General features: G+C 55.4%; 14 protein-coding genes and 1 pseudogene. 13 read left to right on the top strand and 2 right to left on the bottom strand.

Annotated elements, in window-relative coordinates; genetic code table 11:
- From flgE to flgL, 8 genes are all read left to right on the top strand, one after another.
- Window positions 1-1,001, top strand: a 1,001-nt coding sequence (gene flgE / locus RTY00_RS06875) for a flagellar hook protein FlgE (RefSeq protein WP_312663899.1), incomplete at its 5' end; no start/stop codon positions are given.
- A 20-nt stretch (window positions 1,002-1,021) separates the two neighbouring features.
- Window positions 1,022-1,780, top strand: coding sequence for a flagellar basal body rod protein FlgF (locus RTY00_RS06870; protein ID WP_008103084.1), 759 nt, complete (start codon window positions 1,022-1,024; stop codon window positions 1,778-1,780).
- Between the two features lie 17 nt (window positions 1,781-1,797).
- On the top strand, window positions 1,798-2,580 hold the full coding sequence (gene flgG, locus RTY00_RS06865; RefSeq protein ID WP_007885801.1) for a flagellar basal-body rod protein FlgG: 783 nt from the start codon (window positions 1,798-1,800) through the stop codon (window positions 2,578-2,580).
- Between the two features lie 63 nt (window positions 2,581-2,643).
- Window positions 2,644-3,354 (top strand): flagellar basal body L-ring protein FlgH, encoded by a 711-nt coding sequence (locus RTY00_RS06860; protein WP_008103082.1) that lies wholly within the window; start codon window positions 2,644-2,646, stop codon window positions 3,352-3,354.
- A gap of 12 nt (window positions 3,355-3,366) precedes the next feature.
- Window positions 3,367-4,473 carry a flagellar basal body P-ring protein FlgI gene (locus RTY00_RS06855; protein ID WP_293796128.1) on the top strand — a complete coding sequence of 369 codons (1,107 nt, stop codon included), beginning with the start codon at window positions 3,367-3,369 and terminating at the stop codon, window positions 4,471-4,473.
- Window positions 4,473-5,414, top strand: coding sequence for a flagellar assembly peptidoglycan hydrolase FlgJ (flgJ, locus tag RTY00_RS06850; RefSeq protein WP_312663898.1), 942 nt, complete (start codon window positions 4,473-4,475; stop codon window positions 5,412-5,414). The genes RTY00_RS06855 and flgJ overlap by 1 nt, the downstream gene beginning before the upstream one ends.
- A gap of 119 nt (window positions 5,415-5,533) precedes the next feature.
- Window positions 5,534-7,180 (top strand): flagellar hook-associated protein FlgK, encoded by a 1,647-nt coding sequence (gene flgK, locus RTY00_RS06845; protein WP_312663897.1) that lies wholly within the window; start codon window positions 5,534-5,536, stop codon window positions 7,178-7,180.
- Window positions 7,181-7,199: 19 nt separating this feature from the next.
- Entirely contained in the window at window positions 7,200-8,162 is a 963-nt protein-coding gene (flgL, locus tag RTY00_RS06840; protein WP_258144929.1) for a flagellar hook-associated protein FlgL, read from the top strand.
- 329 nt (window positions 8,163-8,491) lie between these two features.
- Here the strand turns inward: flgL and rne are convergent, their stop codons facing one another.
- Entirely contained in the window at window positions 8,492-11,758 is a 3,267-nt protein-coding gene (gene rne / locus RTY00_RS06835; RefSeq protein ID WP_312663896.1) for a ribonuclease E, read from the bottom strand.
- A gap of 572 nt (window positions 11,759-12,330) precedes the next feature.
- Between rne and rluC the strand changes: the two genes are divergently transcribed.
- Complete coding sequence (rluC, locus tag RTY00_RS06830) at window positions 12,331-13,287, top strand: 23S rRNA pseudouridine(955/2504/2580) synthase RluC (RefSeq protein WP_061716969.1); 957 nt, start codon at window positions 12,331-12,333, stop codon at window positions 13,285-13,287.
- An 11-nt stretch (window positions 13,288-13,298) separates the two neighbouring features.
- Here the strand turns inward: rluC and RTY00_RS06825 are convergent, their stop codons facing one another.
- Complete coding sequence (locus RTY00_RS06825; protein ID WP_312663895.1) at window positions 13,299-13,883, bottom strand: nucleoside triphosphate pyrophosphatase; 585 nt, start codon at window positions 13,881-13,883, stop codon at window positions 13,299-13,301.
- 140 nt (window positions 13,884-14,023) lie between these two features.
- On the opposite strand from RTY00_RS06825, the gene yceD reads away from it, so the two are divergent.
- From yceD to RTY00_RS06805, 4 genes and pseudogenes are all read left to right on the top strand, one after another.
- Complete coding sequence (gene yceD / locus RTY00_RS06820) at window positions 14,024-14,545, top strand: 23S rRNA accumulation protein YceD (RefSeq protein WP_312663894.1); 522 nt, start codon at window positions 14,024-14,026, stop codon at window positions 14,543-14,545.
- A gap of 14 nt (window positions 14,546-14,559) precedes the next feature.
- The gene (gene rpmF / locus RTY00_RS06815) at window positions 14,560-14,730 is read left to right on the top strand and encodes a 50S ribosomal protein L32 (protein WP_007885783.1); all 171 of its coding nucleotides are present in this window, start codon (window positions 14,560-14,562) and stop codon (window positions 14,728-14,730) included.
- A gap of 26 nt (window positions 14,731-14,756) precedes the next feature.
- A complete protein-coding gene (gene plsX, locus RTY00_RS06810; RefSeq protein WP_312663893.1) occupies window positions 14,757-15,797 on the top strand; it encodes a phosphate acyltransferase PlsX in 1,041 nt (346 codons plus the stop codon).
- Window positions 15,798-16,174, top strand: a pseudogene (locus tag RTY00_RS06805) (3-oxoacyl-ACP synthase); the annotation flags it as partial.

The following is a 16,174-nucleotide window of genomic DNA, read 5'->3' as shown; positions in this document are numbered from 1 at the left end:
ATGTGGCCCTGAGCGGCAACGGCTTCTTCCGTATGACCGATACCAGCGGCGCAGTTTACTACTCGCGTAATGGCCAGTTCACGCTGGATGCCAACCGTAACCTGGTCAACACCCAAGGCTTATCCGTCACCGGCTATCCAGCCACCGGCACGCCGCCAACTATTCAGACCGGTGCTAACCCGGTTGCGCTGAGTGTACCGACCACCCAGATGTCAGCCCGCGCGACCACCACGGCGACACAGGTTGCCAACCTGAACTCCACCAGCACCGCGCTGGATGACACCAAATTCGATGCGTCGGCGGTTGATACCTATAACGCTAAAAGCACCGTGACCGTTTATGACTCACAGGGTAACGACCACGCGCTAGATTTGTACTACGTCAAAACTGCGGATAACACCTGGTCAGTACATGCGATTGACTCTACAACCGGTAAAAGCGCCGGTAATTTTGCTGTTGGCTTCGACGAAAGCGGGAATATGACCAGCCTGGGTGGCGTCAATGGCGCAACCACCGTTGGTCTTTCTATTGATGGCAGCAACGGTGCCGCTGCGGGCCAGGCTATCACGCTGAACATGAGCGGCAGCCTGCAGCAGAACTCCGGTGCGACCACCTTCGGTAACCCAACACAGGATGGTTATGCGCCAGGCGATCTGACCAGCTATGCCATCAACGATGACGGCACCATCACCGGTACCTACTCCAACCAGAAAACCCAGCTGCTGGGTCAGGTGGTGCTTGCCAGCTTCTCTAACCCGGAAGGCCTGAAGTCTGAAGGCGACAACGTCTGGTCTGCGACCAGCTCTTCGGGTCAGGCAGCGATCGGTTTGGCGAACACCGGCACCTACGGTTCATTGACCGCTGGCGCGCTGGAAGCGTCTAACGTCGATATGAGCCAGGAACTGGTCAACATGATCGTGGCACAGCGCAACTATCAGGCTAACGCCCAGACCATCAAAACTCAGGACCAGATTCTTAACACCCTGGTTAACTTACGTTAATTCGCTAACGGGATTGCTTTATGGATCACGCAATATATACCGCTATGGGCGCGGCCAGTCAGACGTTGGAGCAGCAGTCGGTAACGGCCAGCAACCTCGCCAACGCCTCAACGCCGGGCTTTCGTGCTCAGCTCAACGCGTTGCGCGCAGTGCCGGTCAGTGGCTGGTCGCTGCCAACGCGTACGCTGGTTGCCGCTTCCACGCCGGGCGCCGATATGTCACCGGGCTCGATGGATAACACCGGCCGCACGCTGGATGTAGGTGTCGCGCAGGACGGCTGGTTGGCAGTGCGTGCCGCTGACGGTACCGAAGCTTATACCCGCAACGGCAACATGCAGATCAGCTCGACCGGTATTTTGACCATTCAGGGCAATCCCGTGATGGGCGATGGCGGTCCGATCGCCATCCCGCAAGGTGCTGAATTGACCATCGCGGCAGACGGCACCATCACCTCGCGTAACGCCGGTGATGCACCCAATGCCACGGTGCAGATTGGTCGCCTGAAGCTGGTGCGTGCCACCGGTAAAGAGATGCAACGCGGTGATGACGGCATGTTCCGTCCTAACCAGCAAACCCAGGCGACGCGCGGCGCTGCGCTGGCGAACGATGCCACCATGACGGTGATGCCTGGCGTGCTGGAGGGCAGTAACGTGAAGCCGGTGGAAACCATGGTCGATATGATCGCCAACGCCCGACGTTTTGAGATGCAGATGAAAGTGATCTCCAACGTTGATGAAAACGAACAAAAAGCTAACAGCTTGCTCAACATGAGCAGCTAAGGCGTAAGGAAAACACCATGATTCGTTCTTTATGGATCGCCAAAACCGGTCTTGACGCTCAACAAACCAACATGGACGTCATCTCCAACAACCTCGCGAACGTAAGCACCAACGGGTTTAAACGTTCGCGCGCGGTATTTGAAGATTTGATGTACCAAACCCTGCGTCAGCCGGGCACCCAGTCGTCGGAGCAAACCACGCTGCCGTCAGGTCTGCAGATCGGTACCGGTGTGCGCCCCGTTACCACCGAACGTCTGCATCAGCAGGGTAACCTGTCGCAGACCAGCAACTCGAAAGACGTGGCGATCAACGGCCAGGGTTATTTCGAAGTGCAGATGCCGGACGGCACCTCGGCGTATACCCGTGATGGTTCATTCCAGGTTGACCAGAACGGTCAGCTGGTGACCAACGCCGGTTATCCGGTGCAACCAGGCATCACCATTCCGGCCAACGCCACCAGCATCACTATCTCGCGTGATGGCGTGGTGAGCGTGACGCAGCAGGGCCAGACCAACCCGGCGCAGGTCGGTCAGCTGACGCTGAGCACCTTCATGAACGATGCGGGCCTGAATAGCCAGGGTGAAAACCTCTATCAGGAGACGCAGGCATCCGGTGCGGCAACGCAGAGCACGCCAGGCCAGAACGGCGCGGGTCTGCTGTATCAGGGTTATGTCGAAACCTCGAACGTCAACGTGGCGGAAGAGCTGGTCACCATGATTCAGACGCAGCGCGCCTACGAGATCAATAGTAAAGCGATCAGCACCTCCGATCAGATGCTGGCGAAGTTAACCCAGCTGTAATGCTGGTGTCGTTGGGCCAGCCTGGCTGGCCTGATTAAGCAACATGAATAAGGTTAGAACTCCGTGGCGAAGCAAGTGATTCTCAAGCCTGGTCATTGGTTGGTAGCCACGCTGCTACTCACTCTTAACGGTTGTGCGCTGGTTCCGCGCACGCCACTGGTGCAAGGGGCGACAACGGCAGAGCCGACGCCATCCGCACCGCCAGTGGTGAACGGTTCCATTTTTCAGGGCGTCGCACCGCTGAACTACGGCTATCAGCCGCTGTTTGAGGATCGCCGTCCACGCAACATTGGCGACACATTGACGATCACCTTGCAGGAAAACGTCAGCGCCAGCAAAAGTTCTTCCGCCAACGCCAGCCGCGATGGCAGCAACAGTTTTGGTGTGACAGGTGTACCAACCGGCCTCAGCGGTCTGGTGGGTGCCGGTGGCGAAAAAGCCACGCTGGATGCCAATGGCAAAAATGACTTCGCCGGCAAAGGTGGCGCGACGGCGAATAACACCTTTACGGGCACCATCACCGTCACCGTCAATCAGGTGTTGTCGAACGGCAACCTGCGCGTGGTGGGTGAGAAACAGATCGAAATTAACCAGGGCACCGAATTCATCCGCTTCTCGGGCGTGGTTAACCCGCGCACCATCAGCGCCAGCAATGCGGTGCTGTCGACCGCGGTGGCCGATGCACGTATTGAGTACGTCGGAAATGGTTATATCAATGAAGCGCAGACGATGGGCTGGTTCCAGCGTTTCTTCCTGAACGTCTCGCCGATGTAAGAGGTATTAAGAATGAATATGACGACTCTGCTCCGCCTGAGCCTCTGCTTGCTGCTCGGTTTTAGCGTGCTGGCGCATGCTGATCGCATCCGCGATCTGACCTCCGTACAGGGCGTGCGCGACAACCAGCTGATCGGTTACGGTTTGGTGGTGGGCCTTGATGGTACCGGTGACCAGACCACGCAAACGCCGTTTACCACGCAAACCGTGAGCAACATGCTCTCCCAGCTCGGTATTACCGTGCCGGCCGGCACCAATATGCAGCTGAAAAACGTGGCGGCCGTCATGGTGACCGCCAAGCTGCCGACCTTTGCGCGTCAGGGCCAAACCGTTGATGTGGTGGTTTCCTCGCTGGGTAACGCTAAAAGTTTGCGCGGCGGTACGCTGCTGATGACGCCGATGAAAGGCGTCGATAACCAGGTTTATGCGCTGGCGCAGGGTAACATTCTGGTTGGCGGTGCGGGCGCTTCAGCCGGTGGCAGCAGCGTGCAGGTTAACCAACTGAACGGTGGCCGCATTACCGGCGGCGCCACGGTAGAGCGTGAACTGCAGAGTAACTTTGGTAGCCAGAACACCATCAATCTGCAGCTGAATAATGAAGACTTCAGCATGGCACAGCGCATCGCCGACGCCATCAACAGCCGTGGTATTGGTTCCGCGCAACCGCTGGATGCGCGTACCGTGCAGATCCGCGTGTCGCCGAATAACAGTTCGCAGGTACGTCTGCTGGCCGAAATTCAGAACCTCGATGTTTCGGTACCGCTGGAAGATGCCAAGGTGATTATCAACTCACGTACCGGTTCGGTGGTGATGAACCGCGAAGTGACGCTGAATACTTGTGCGGTGGCGCAGGGCAACCTGTCGGTTACCGTCAATCAGCAGCAGAACGTCAGTCAGCCTGATACGCCGTTGGCGGGCGGTCAGACCGTGACCACCAACAATACCCAGATCGATCTGCGTCAGAGTGGCGGCGCGCTGCAACGGGTTAACGCCAGCGCCAACCTCAATAACGTGGTGCGTGCACTGAATGCGCTGGGTGCGTCACCGATTGAGCTGATGTCGATTTTGCAATCGATGGAAAGCGCAGGCTGCTTGCGCGCCAAACTGGAAATTATCTGATGAACGATACGCAATCGCTGGTGAATGCGGCGTACGACAGCCGCTCGCTGAACGACCTGAAACGCGAAGCCGCCGCCGACCCGAAAGGGAAGGCGATGCAGGTGGCCAAGCAGGTGGAAGGGATGTTCGTGCAGATGATGATGAAAAGTATGCGCGCAGCGCTGCCGCAGGATGGCCTGCTGAGCAACGATCAGACGCGGCTTTTCACCTCGATGTACGATCAGCAGATTGCGCAGGACATTGGCAAACGTGGTCTCGGCATGGCCGATATCATCGTTAAACAGATGCAGCCGGCTCAGGAGCCGGACGAAACCGCCGGTACGGTGCCGATGAAGCTGGACAACAGTTTCATCTATAGCAACCTGCCGTCGAATCAGCTGGAGCAGATGGTGCGTAAAGCGGTGCCGCGTTTGCCGGTCTCGCCGAGCAGTTTGCCCAGCGACAGCAACGACTTTATCGCCCAGCTGGCGCAACCGGCGCAGGTCGCCAGTCAGCAGAGCGGCATTCCGCATCATCTGATCCTGGCGCAGGCCGCGCTGGAATCCGGCTGGGGCCAGCGACAGATCCTGACGCGCGACGGCAAGCCGAGTTACAACGTATTTGGTATTAAGGCGAGCGGTGACTGGAAAGGTGCAACCACCGGTATCATGACCACCGAATACGAAGGCGGCGTGGCGAAAAAAGTGCGCGCCAGTTTCCGTGTGTATGGCTCCTATATGGAAGCGCTCAGCGACTACGTCAAACTGCTGTCCAATAATCCTCGTTATGCCGCCGTTGCCAACGCACCGAGTGCCGAGCAGGGCGCGCGTGCCTTGCAGGCAGCTGGTTACGCGACCGATCCAAAGTATGCGCAGAAACTGGTGGGAATGATCCAGCAATTCAAAAGCATGGGCGAAAAAGTGGTGAAGGCGTACAGCAACGACATCACCGATTTGTTCTGATTTTTGCTCTCAAGTTTCACTTAAGCACGCCGATAACAATCACATGCCGCGGGCGTTCACCGCCCGCGCAATCGCACTGATGACTGCCAGCCCGGTTAACGGGAAATTAAGGAACCGAGATGTCCAGCATAATTAACTCAGCGATGAGTGGGCTGAGCGCCGCACAGGCTGCATTAAGCACCACCAGTAACAACATCAGCAATTACACGGTAGCGGGCTATTCACGTCAGACTATTCTGTTGAGCCAGGCCAACAGCACGCTCTCCGGCAGCAGCTACTACGGAAATGGTGTCAACGTGACCGGTGTGCAACGTGAATACGATCAGTTCATTACCGCGCAGCTGCGTGGCGCGAGCGCCAATTACAGTGCGGTGAACACCCAATATTCGCAGATCTCCAATATCGATGATCTGCTCTCTACCTCGACCACCAGCCTGTCGACGTCGATCCAGAACTTCTTTACCAACGTGCAGAGCGTGGTGAGTAACGCAGATGATCCGTCGGCACGTCAGTCGATGCTGAGTTATGCGCAAGGCCTGGTGAACCAGTTCCAGACCACCGCGCAGTATCTCAACAACATGCAGAGCAGCGTCAATACTGACATTGGCTCCAGCGTTGACCAGATTAATACCTATACCAAGCAAATCGCCGATCTCAACACGCAGATCGCGAAGCTGACTACCGGCGGTGGCACAGCACCTAACGACTTGCTCGATCAGCGCGATCAGTTAGTCAACAACCTGAACAACGTGGTTGGCGTCAGCGTGTCGCAGCAGGATGGCAGCTATGTAGTTTCTATGGGCAGCCTGACGCTGGTTAACGGCAAAAACACCACGCAATTGGTGGCGATGCCTTCCAGCAGCGATCCATCGCGCACCACGGTTGGCTATGTCGATAAGCTGGCGGGTAATGTTGAAATCCCGGAAAAAACCCTGACCACCGGCTCGCTCGGCGGTTTGCTGGCGTTCCGTACCCAGGATCTGGATACCGCGCAGAATCAGCTGGGTCAGCTGGCTGCCGCATTCACCACCAGCTTCAACGCGGTGCAAACTCAGGGTTACGACAGCAACGGTAATCAGGGAACCGATTTCTTCACCATCGGTAGCCCAACGGTGGTCAGTAACAGCAAGAACACCGGCACCGCGACAGTCAGCGCGGCCTGGTCAGACAGCAGCGCCTTAAAAGCCTCGAACTACACCGTAAGCTATGACGGCAGTAACTGGTCTGTGACGCGCATGTCGGACAACGTGAAAATCACCCCGACGCAAGGCACGGATGGCAGCGGCAATACCACATTGAGCTTCGATGGTCTTGATCTGACGGTCAGCGGCAGCGCGAGTGCAAAAGATAGCTTCCTGGTGAAGCCGGTACAGAACGTAATTGCTGGTATGACGGTAGCGATTACCGATGAGTCGCAGATTGCGGCGGCATCCTCGGCGACCAGCGGTGAAAGTGATAACACCAACGCGCAAAAGATGTTGAACCTGCAGGACGCCAACCTGGTGAACGGCAATGCCACCATCGCGCAGGCTTACGCCAGTATTGTCAGCACCATCGGTAACAAAACCAGCTCGCTGGAAACGGCAAGCACCACTCAGGAAAACGTGGTTAATCAGTTGACCGATCGTCAGCAATCCGTTTCCGGCGTTAACCTCGATGAAGAGTACGCCAACCTGACTAAATATCAGCAATTTTACATGGCTAATGCGCAGGTGCTGCAAACGGCCAGCACCATTTTCAATGCGCTGATGGACATCCGCGGCTAAGCAGAGAGGATAAAAGCCCATGCGTTTAAGTACTAATATGATTTTTAACCAGCAGGTGCGCGGGATTACCGATTCGCAGTCTTCTTGGTTGAAAGTGGGTGAGCAGCTTTCCAGCGGCCGCCGCGTTAGCAATCCATCCGATGATCCGATTGCCGCTGCACGTTCTGTGGTGTTGTCGCAGTCACAGGCGCAAAGTAGCCAGTATGCCACGGCACGCAGCTACGCCGATCAGAGCCTGTCGATGGAAGAGAATGCACTCTCCAGCGTCACCAGCAGTATTCAGGATGCGCAGACGCTGATCGTTTACGGCTCAACCGGTACGCTGAGTGATGATGACCGTGGCTCCATTGCCACGCAGTTAGAAGGTATCCGTGCGCAGTTGCTCAACCAGGCGAACAGCCAGGATGGCAACGGCCGCTACATTTTTGCTGGCTACAAAACCGATACCGCACCGTTTACCGATTCAGGTACCGGCGTCACGTACACCGGCGGCACTGATGCTATTTCGCAGAAAGTGGACTCCAGCCGCACCATGACGGTGGGCGATACCGGCAACTCGGTATTTATGTCGATCACCGGCAACGCAAAAGCCGAACCTGATGGCAGCGCCAGCGAAACTAACCTGTTTAACATGCTGGATAGCGCGATTGCCGCGCTGAAAGTGCCGCAGGATGACGCTGATGCCGCGACAAAACAGACTTTCCAGGATGCGCTGGACAAGACTAACCGTGGTTTGAGTAACTCGCTGAACAACGTGTTAACCGTGCGTTCTGCCGTGGGTACGAAGTTAGCTGAACTGGATACGCTGGATGCGCAGGGTGACGATCGTGACACCATTATGGCGTCGCAGATGAGTGATTTGGTTGAGGTTGATTACACCTCGGCGATCTCCAGTTACACCATGCAACAGACAGCACTGCAGGCGTCTTATAAGACCTTTACTGATATGTCGCAGATGTCGCTGTTCCAGCTTAATTCGTAATTGACTTGAACCTTTGAGCGTACTTTAACCGGGTGCGCTTAGTTTCTCCCACCGCCTTTCGGGGCTGTGGGATTTTTTTTGCCTATTATTTAGGTCGCCATTTATGACGTAATGCTTGTCCGTTAAGCGTGAATCGGTCGCCATTAATGGCGACCCTACAGTTGTTTGGCAAGGTTTGCGTTATAGATAGGAAATTTATTGCTTAATTAAGCGGCATTACACCACAGATGGCGCAATGCCGCGCATCGTAGGGGCGCCATTTATGGCGACCGCAGGCAATAAAAAACCCCGGACTTGCCGGGGTTTGATGTTTACTGACGTGCTTAAGCTTACGCGCTTTCCGGACGGGTTGCCGGGGCGGTGGCCTGATGCGTCGCGCTGTGACCGCCAGCAGAGCCGCGGCCCTCGAAGCCAAACGCTGGACGGACCCAGTCGCTATTGCGAACCGGTTCAGGTTCCCACGCCGGGGCCGGTGCTTTGGTCATCGGTGCGGTAGCGTGATGCTTGAAGCGCGTCTCAACCGTGGTCACTGCGGTATCACGTGCCGCAACCGGCGCATGAGGTTCAGTGACCGGCGTGACTTCGGCTTCAGCCGCAACTGGCGCAGCCAGCACGTCTTCAACCTGAGCTTCAACTGCTGGCGAAACATCAGCTGGCGCCTGCTCAACTACCGCAGCCACTTCGCTAACTGCTACTTCAGGCTTCGCTTCTTCAACAACAACAGCCGGTTCCGCTTCAGCCGCCGTTTCCTGAGCAACCTGTTCATCAGCAGCAGAAATCACGGCTGGTTCTTCGTTGACTGGCGCGGCAATTGGCGAGACGTCATCAGTGTTTACCACTGGCACATCGGTATGTGCTTGCGGTTCAGCCTGATGCACTACTTCTTCAGCAGCAACTTGCTCAACAGGCGGTTCAACAGCTGCTGGCTGAGTTTCTGCATCAGCGGATTGCTGGTAGCCGTAATCCGACACTTCATGCATCGCATCTTGCGTGCTGTACTCTTCCTGCGCTTGCGCAACCGGGTAAGAGATCCACACTTTGCCTGACGCCATTTCTGGTGAGGCAGCAGCCGATTCCAGCGGCATTGCAGACTGCGTTGGGTAACGCTCGTCACGATAACGACGACGACGCTGGCCACTCACGCGCAGGTGACGCGGTGAACGACGTGAACGGCGCGGCATATTGGCGCTATCACGGTTATCGCTATCATCTTGCTCGTCATTGCTGGCTTCAGGATGTTCGTTGTACTGAGCGCGCGGCGCAGTTTCAATGGCGGCTTCGTGCACCACTGGCGCTTCGGCAGCAATTTCAGTGGTGTCGCCCACACGCACGCGCTGTGACAGCTGACGCTGCTTACGACGCGGCATTACCTGAACGCGTTCTTCTTCCTGCTCAACGTTTTCGTCAACGACAGGCGCCTGAACAACCGGCTCAGCGGCTTTCTGATCCTGCTGCTGAGTGCGCTTCTCTTCCTGACGACGACGCTGGCGATCTGCACGCTGTTCGCGGCGCTGTTGCTGCTGCTCATCACGTTGCTCAAGCGCTTCATCGCTCAGGACCGGACGCGCTTCACGCGGCTCGTTCTGACGCTTGTTGCGACGATTGTCCTGATTGTCACGCGGTTCGCGGGCTTCACGTGGCTCACGTGCTTCACGCGGCTCGCGCGGTTCACGACCTTCGCGCACCTGACCATTCTCGCCATTACGCGGAGTACGTTCGCGACGGTTGTTGCGGCGGTTGTTATTGTTGCGACGTTCGCCACGCTGCTGGGTATTTTCAGATTCAGCAGCAACAACGGCTGGGGATTCTTGTTTAGTTTCAGCAGGAGCCGCAGCTGGCGCATCACCGGCAAACAGTTTCTTCAATCCGCTCAGCAGGCGTGCCACGAAGCCGGTGTTAGTCACAGCTGGTGCTGCAACAGCAGGCTTGGTTTTCACTTCTGCTGCAGGCTGAGACTCTTTCACCACTTCAACCGGCGCAGGCGGCGCATCAGGCATCGCGAAGGCGGCCAATGCTGGCTGCTCCGGACGACGACGCTCAGCGTGCTCTTCTTCAGAAGGCAGCGCCATTTCCGCTTCGTGCAGTTTCGGTAAGTGATAGCTCAGCGTTTGCGTCTCTTCGCCGGTGCGAACACGCAGTACCGAGTAGTGTGGCGTTTCCATCTGATCGTTTGGCACGATGATGGCACGCACGCCGCCCTGGCGTTTTTCGATGGCGCTTACGGCATCACGCTTTTCGTTCAGCAGGTAAGAGGCGACCTGAACCGGAACAATCGCATGCACTTCTTTGGTGTTGTCTTTCAGCGCTTCTTCTTCAATCAGACGCAGAATAGACAACGACAGCGATTCGTTATCACGGATGGTGCCGGTACCGCTACAGCGTGGGCAGACATGATGGCTGGATTCACCCAGTGACGGGCTCAGACGCTGACGCGACATCTCCAGCAAACCGAAGCGTGAAATGTGGCTGATCTGAATACGCGCACGATCCTGACGCACCGCTTCACGCAGACGGTTTTCCACCGCGCGCTGATGGCGCACTGGCGTCATGTCGATGAAGTCGATAACAATCAGGCCGCCGAGATCGCGCAGACGCAGCTGGCGAGCGATCTCATCGGCCGCTTCCAGGTTGGTGTTATAGGCGGTTTCTTCGATATCACCGCCGCGAGTTGCACGCGCGGAGTTGATATCAATCGCCGTCAGGGCTTCGGTGCTATCGATAACAATCGAGCCGCCTGATGGCAGACGCACTTCACGCTGGAAGGCTGATTCAATTTGCGATTCGATTTGGTAGTGGCTGAACAGCGGGATTTCACCGGTGTACAGTTTGATTTTGCTGCTGAAGTCTGGACGACCTAGTGCAGCAATGTGCTGACGAGCCAGTTCCAGGACTTTTGGATTATCGATAAGGATTTCACCGATATCCTGACGCAGATAGTCGCGGAAGGCGCGCACGATAACGTTGCTTTCCTGATGGATCAGGAAAGGCGCCGGGCGGCTGTCTGCGGCTTTCTTAATGGCTTCCCAGTGCTTCATACGGAAGCTGAGATCCCACTGCAGTGATTCGGCAGATTTGCCTACGCCCGCAGTGCGGACGATTAATCCCATGCCGTCTGGAAGTTCCAGTGCGGAAAGTGCTTCTTTTAATTCGGTACGATCGTCGCCCTCAATGCGGCGTGAAATACCACCAGCACGTGGGTTGTTCGGCATCAATACCAGATAGCTACCGGCCAGAGAAATAAAGGTGGTGAGTGCTGCACCTTTATTACCGCGTTCCTCTTTATCAATTTGAACGATAACTTCCTGACCTTCACGCAGCACATCTTTGATATTCGGACGACCATGTGCGTTGTAATTGGCGGGGAAGTATTCGCGGGAAATTTCTTTCAGAGGGAGGAAACCGTGACGTTCTGCACCGTAATCGACAAATGCAGCTTCAAGGCTGGGTTCAACGCGGGTGATTTTACCTTTGTATATGTTGGCTTTTTTCTGTTCGTGTCCAGGACTTTCAATATCCAGATCGTACAGACGTTGTCCATCAACCAGGGCAACGCGCAACTCCTCCTGCTGAGTTGCGTTAATTAACATTCTTTTCATCGTGACTTACTCGTTATTCTCACATGAGTGATCTAGCTGCGGGCATCGTTACCCTGGACGAGAATCAACCGATGGCCCCGTGTCTTAATGCACTGACGTCAACCTCACGGTTGTCGGCGGCTAAAGGGGCGCAAATCTTGTCGGTGGCCTGTTTTTCATAAGGAAATCCAGCGCCTGAAGGTGGAAATGTTACAGAGTATTCAAAAATCCACACATCCTGGTCTGTCGTCCAGGCCGCAACCCGCAGCCCGCTAAGTGCCTGATTTAACATTACGTCTTACGCCATTGCTGCGTGTCCGTTCAATCCGGCAAAATGACTTATTTCGCTCTTTTTCCTGCCTGAATCTTTCCAGGGCAGAAACCCCTGCATTATTCCATTGCTAACCAACATTAAGCAAGGCGACTTTTGCCAAGCTGAGAAGTTTATTCGTCCATAACCTGTTCATTTGCAGGGCTAATCATCGCATCGCTGAAAATGTCGCCATTTTCACCGTTTCATCGCGCGACAAAGAGAGAGTTAAGCACAGAAAAAGGGGTGGCGCTATCCAGGGACACTAATTAGAATCGCCGCCATGAAAACAGAGAATCCCGGCGTACAGTATGTCGCCATCACGGCTGAAAATGCCGGACAACGAATTGATAACTTTTTGCGCACCCAGCTCAAGGGCGTGCCGAAAAGCATGATTTATCGCATTTTGCGTAAAGGCGAAGTGCGAGTGAATAAAAAGCGCGTTAAACCGGAATATAAGCTGGAGGATGGCGACGAGCTGCGTATTCCGCCGGTGCGGGTTGCCGAGCGCGAAGAGAATACGGTTTCACCGAAGCTGGATAAAGTCGCGGCGCTCACCAATGCCATTCTGTATGAAGATGATTACCTGATGGTGCTGAATAAGCCGTCGGGCACGGCGGTGCACGGTGGCAGCGGATTAAGTTTCGGCGTGATTGAAGGGCTGCGTGCGTTGCGTCCGGAAGCGCGATTCCTCGAGTTAGTCCATCGCCTCGATCGTGATACTTCCGGCATCCTGTTGGTGGCGAAGAAGCGTTCTGCGTTGCGCTCGCTGCATGAGCAACTGCGCGAAAAGGGCATGCAGAAGGATTACCTGGCGCTGGTGCGCGGTGACTGGCCATCGCATCTGAAAGTGGTGCAGGCTCCGCTGCTGAAAAACATTTTGCAGAGCGGCGAGCGTGTGGTTCGCGTGAGTGCGGAAGGCAAGCCTTCTGAGACGCGCTTTAAAGTCGAAGAGCGTTTCGGTTTCGCGACCTTGGTGAAAGCCAGTCCGGTGACCGGTCGTACCCATCAGATTCGTGTGCATACGCTGCACGGCGGCCATCCAATCGCCTTTGACGATCGCTACGGCGACCGCGAATTTGATGCGCAATTAGGTTCGACGGGCTTGTCGCGTCTGTTCCTGCATGCAGCGGCGTTAACCTTCACCCATCCCAACACCGGAGAAGTGCTGCGGATGGAAGCGCCACTGGATGGCGCACTCAAGAATTGCCTCGCCAAACTGCGTCAGAAAAAAGCCTGATTATCCGGGCATCAACACAATGCGTTGATGCCCACCTTTCTTAGCATTTCATCCAGCGCAATCAGCGGTAAGCCAATCAAGGTATTGGGATCGCGACCTTCCAGCATGTCAAATAAACAAATTCCCAATCCTTCGCTTTTGAAACTGCCAGCGCACTGCAGCGGCTGTTCCTTTTCGACATAACCACGAATCTCTTCAGCACTCAACTCGCGGAAATGCACCGTAAAGGGTTCGCAAATGACCGATTGTTTGCCGCTCTGCGGTTGCAGTAGCGCCAGACCGGTATAAAAGGTGATGGCGTTGCCACTGGCCGCCGCAAGTTGCTGGCAGGCCTTTTCCACGGTGTGCGGTTTACCGGTTATCTCGCCATTCAGCACACAAACCTGATCGGAACCGATTATCCAGCTGTCTGGGTAACGTGCTGCCAGCGCCTGCGCTTTAGCTAATGCCAGACGCTGCACCAGCTCGGGGGCCGATTCATGCGGTAGCGGGGATTCGTCGCAATCGGGGGCTGCGGTAATAAAAGGCAGGCCCAGTTTGCTCAGCAGCGCCTGACGAAAAGGGGAGGTAGAGGCTAAAACCAAAGGTGTCGTCATTTTTTTTCAGAATAGATAGCGTAAAGATGACAGTCATTTTAAACTATGCGCCGCACTGGATGCGACTAACGGGTGAAAGATGCCGTAAACCGGCCTTTTTCTTTGACTCTATGACGTTACAAAGTTAATATGCGCGCCCTATGCAAAAGGTAAAATTACCCCTGACGCTCGATCCGGTCCGCGCCGCGCAAAAACGCCTTGATTATCATGGTGTTTATGCACCTGAATTGGTGGCGCGCTTGGCCGAAACGGTCGTGAGTGTGGACAGTGAAGTTGAATGCGATATGTCGTTTGCGGTTGATAACCAGCGCCTCGCCGTTCTGCAAGGAACAGCCGAAGTGCAGGTGACTCTGTCATGTCAACGCTGCAACCAGTCGTTTCCACGTCATGTTCACGTAAGCTATTGCTTCAGTCCTGTCTCTTCTGATGAGCAGGCCGAGGCACTACCGGAAGCCTACGAGCCAGTTGATGTCAATGATTTTGGTGAGATCGACTTGCTGGCAGTGATCGAAGATGAGCTCATCCTCGCGCTGCCCGTGGTTCCGGTGCATGATTCTGAACACTGTGAAGTGTCCGACGCGGACATGGTATTAGGTCAACTGCCTCCAGAGGCAGAAAAACCAAATCCCTTTGCCGTATTAGCCAGTTTAAAGCGTAAGTAATAGGAGTAAGGTCCATGGCCGTACAACAGAATAAACCAACCCGTTCTAAGCGTGGTATGCGTCGTTCACACGATGCTCTGACCACTGCTGCTCTGTCAGTAGATAAAGTTTCTGGCGAAACTCATCTGCGTCACCATATCACTGCGGATGGTTACTACCGCGGTCGCAAGGTTATCACCAAGTAATCCTCGCGATTACACAAGGCGATACCTTGACACGTTTGACCCTGGCAGTTGATGCCATGGGCGGGGACTTCGGTCCTTGCGTGACAGTGCCTGCAGCCTTGCAGGCACTGGCCTCTCATTCGGAGCTGGTTCTTCTTCTGGTCGGCGATCCCGACATCATCTCGTCATTTCTTGCCAAAGCGGATTCCTCGTTACAGAGGCGTGTGCAGGTTATTCCTGCCGAATCGGTTATTGCAAGTGATGCCAAACCTTCTCAGGCGATTCGTAACAGTCGCGGCAGTTCCATGCGTGTGGCGTTAGAGTTGGTGAAAGAGGGGAGAGCACAAGCCTGTGTCAGTGCGGGAAATACCGGCGCACTGATGAGCCTGGCGAAAATGCTATTAAAACCGCTGGATGGCATTGAGCGTCCGGCGTTGATGACGGTGTTGCCGCATCAGCAGCATGGCAAAACGGTGGTGCTGGATCTCGGCGCTAACGTTGAATCCGACAGCGCCATGCTGGTGCAGTTTGCGATTATGGGCGCAGTGATGGCCGAAGAAGTGCTGGAGATCGCCCAGCCGCGTGTGGCGCTACTGAATATTGGTCAGGAAGAGACCAAAGGATTAGAAACAATCCGCGCCGCATCTGCGGTGCTGCGAGCGTCACCGCAAATCAACTATATTGGATACCTTGAGGGGAACGATCTCCTCACCGGCAAGACGGATGTGCTGGTTTGTGATGGCTTCGTTGGTAACGTCACGTTGAAGACCATGGAAGGCGTGGTAAGAATGTTCCTCTCTCTGATCAAATCGTCAGAGGAAGGAAAAAAACGGGCCTGGTGGCTAACATTGCTGGGGCGCTGGATTCAAAAGCGTCTGGTAAAGCGTTTCGGCCATCTCAACCCCGACCAGTACAATGGCGCTTGTCTGTTAGGATTGCGCGGGACAGTGATCAAAAGCCACGGTGCGGCGAATCAACGTGCATTTGCCGTGGCGATAGAGCAGGCAGAGCAGACGGTGCGAAAGCAAGTCCCAGAGAGGATTGCTGCGCGCCTTGACACTGTATTAGCCAGGAGTGACAAAGCGTAGATGTTTACCAAAATTATCGGTACGGGCAGCTATTTGCCTGAGCAGATTCGCTCCAATGCGGATCTGGAAAAAATGGTCGAGACGACGGACGAGTGGATTGTCACCCGGACCGGCATCCGTGAGCGTCGTATTGCCGCTCCGGATGAAACCGTAGCTACTATGGGCTTCACCGCAGCACAGCGCGCGCTGGAAATGGCGGGTGTGAATGCGAGCGACGTTGGCCTGATCATTGTGGCAACCACCTCTTCCAGCCACGCCTTCCCAAGTTCAGCGTGCATGATCCAGCAGATGCTGGAGATCAACGATTGCGCTGCCTTCGATTTGGCCGCAGCTTGTGCGGGCTTCACCTATGCACTGAGCGTTGCCGATCAATACAT

Origin of the sequence: Pantoea sp. CTOTU49201 (assembly GCF_032054795.1) — a bacterium.
Lineage (GTDB): Bacteria > Pseudomonadota > Gammaproteobacteria > Enterobacterales > Enterobacteriaceae > Pantoea > Pantoea symbiotica.
The sequence above is the reverse complement of the archived record's forward strand: the minus strand, read 5'-3'. Positions and strand labels throughout refer to the sequence as shown.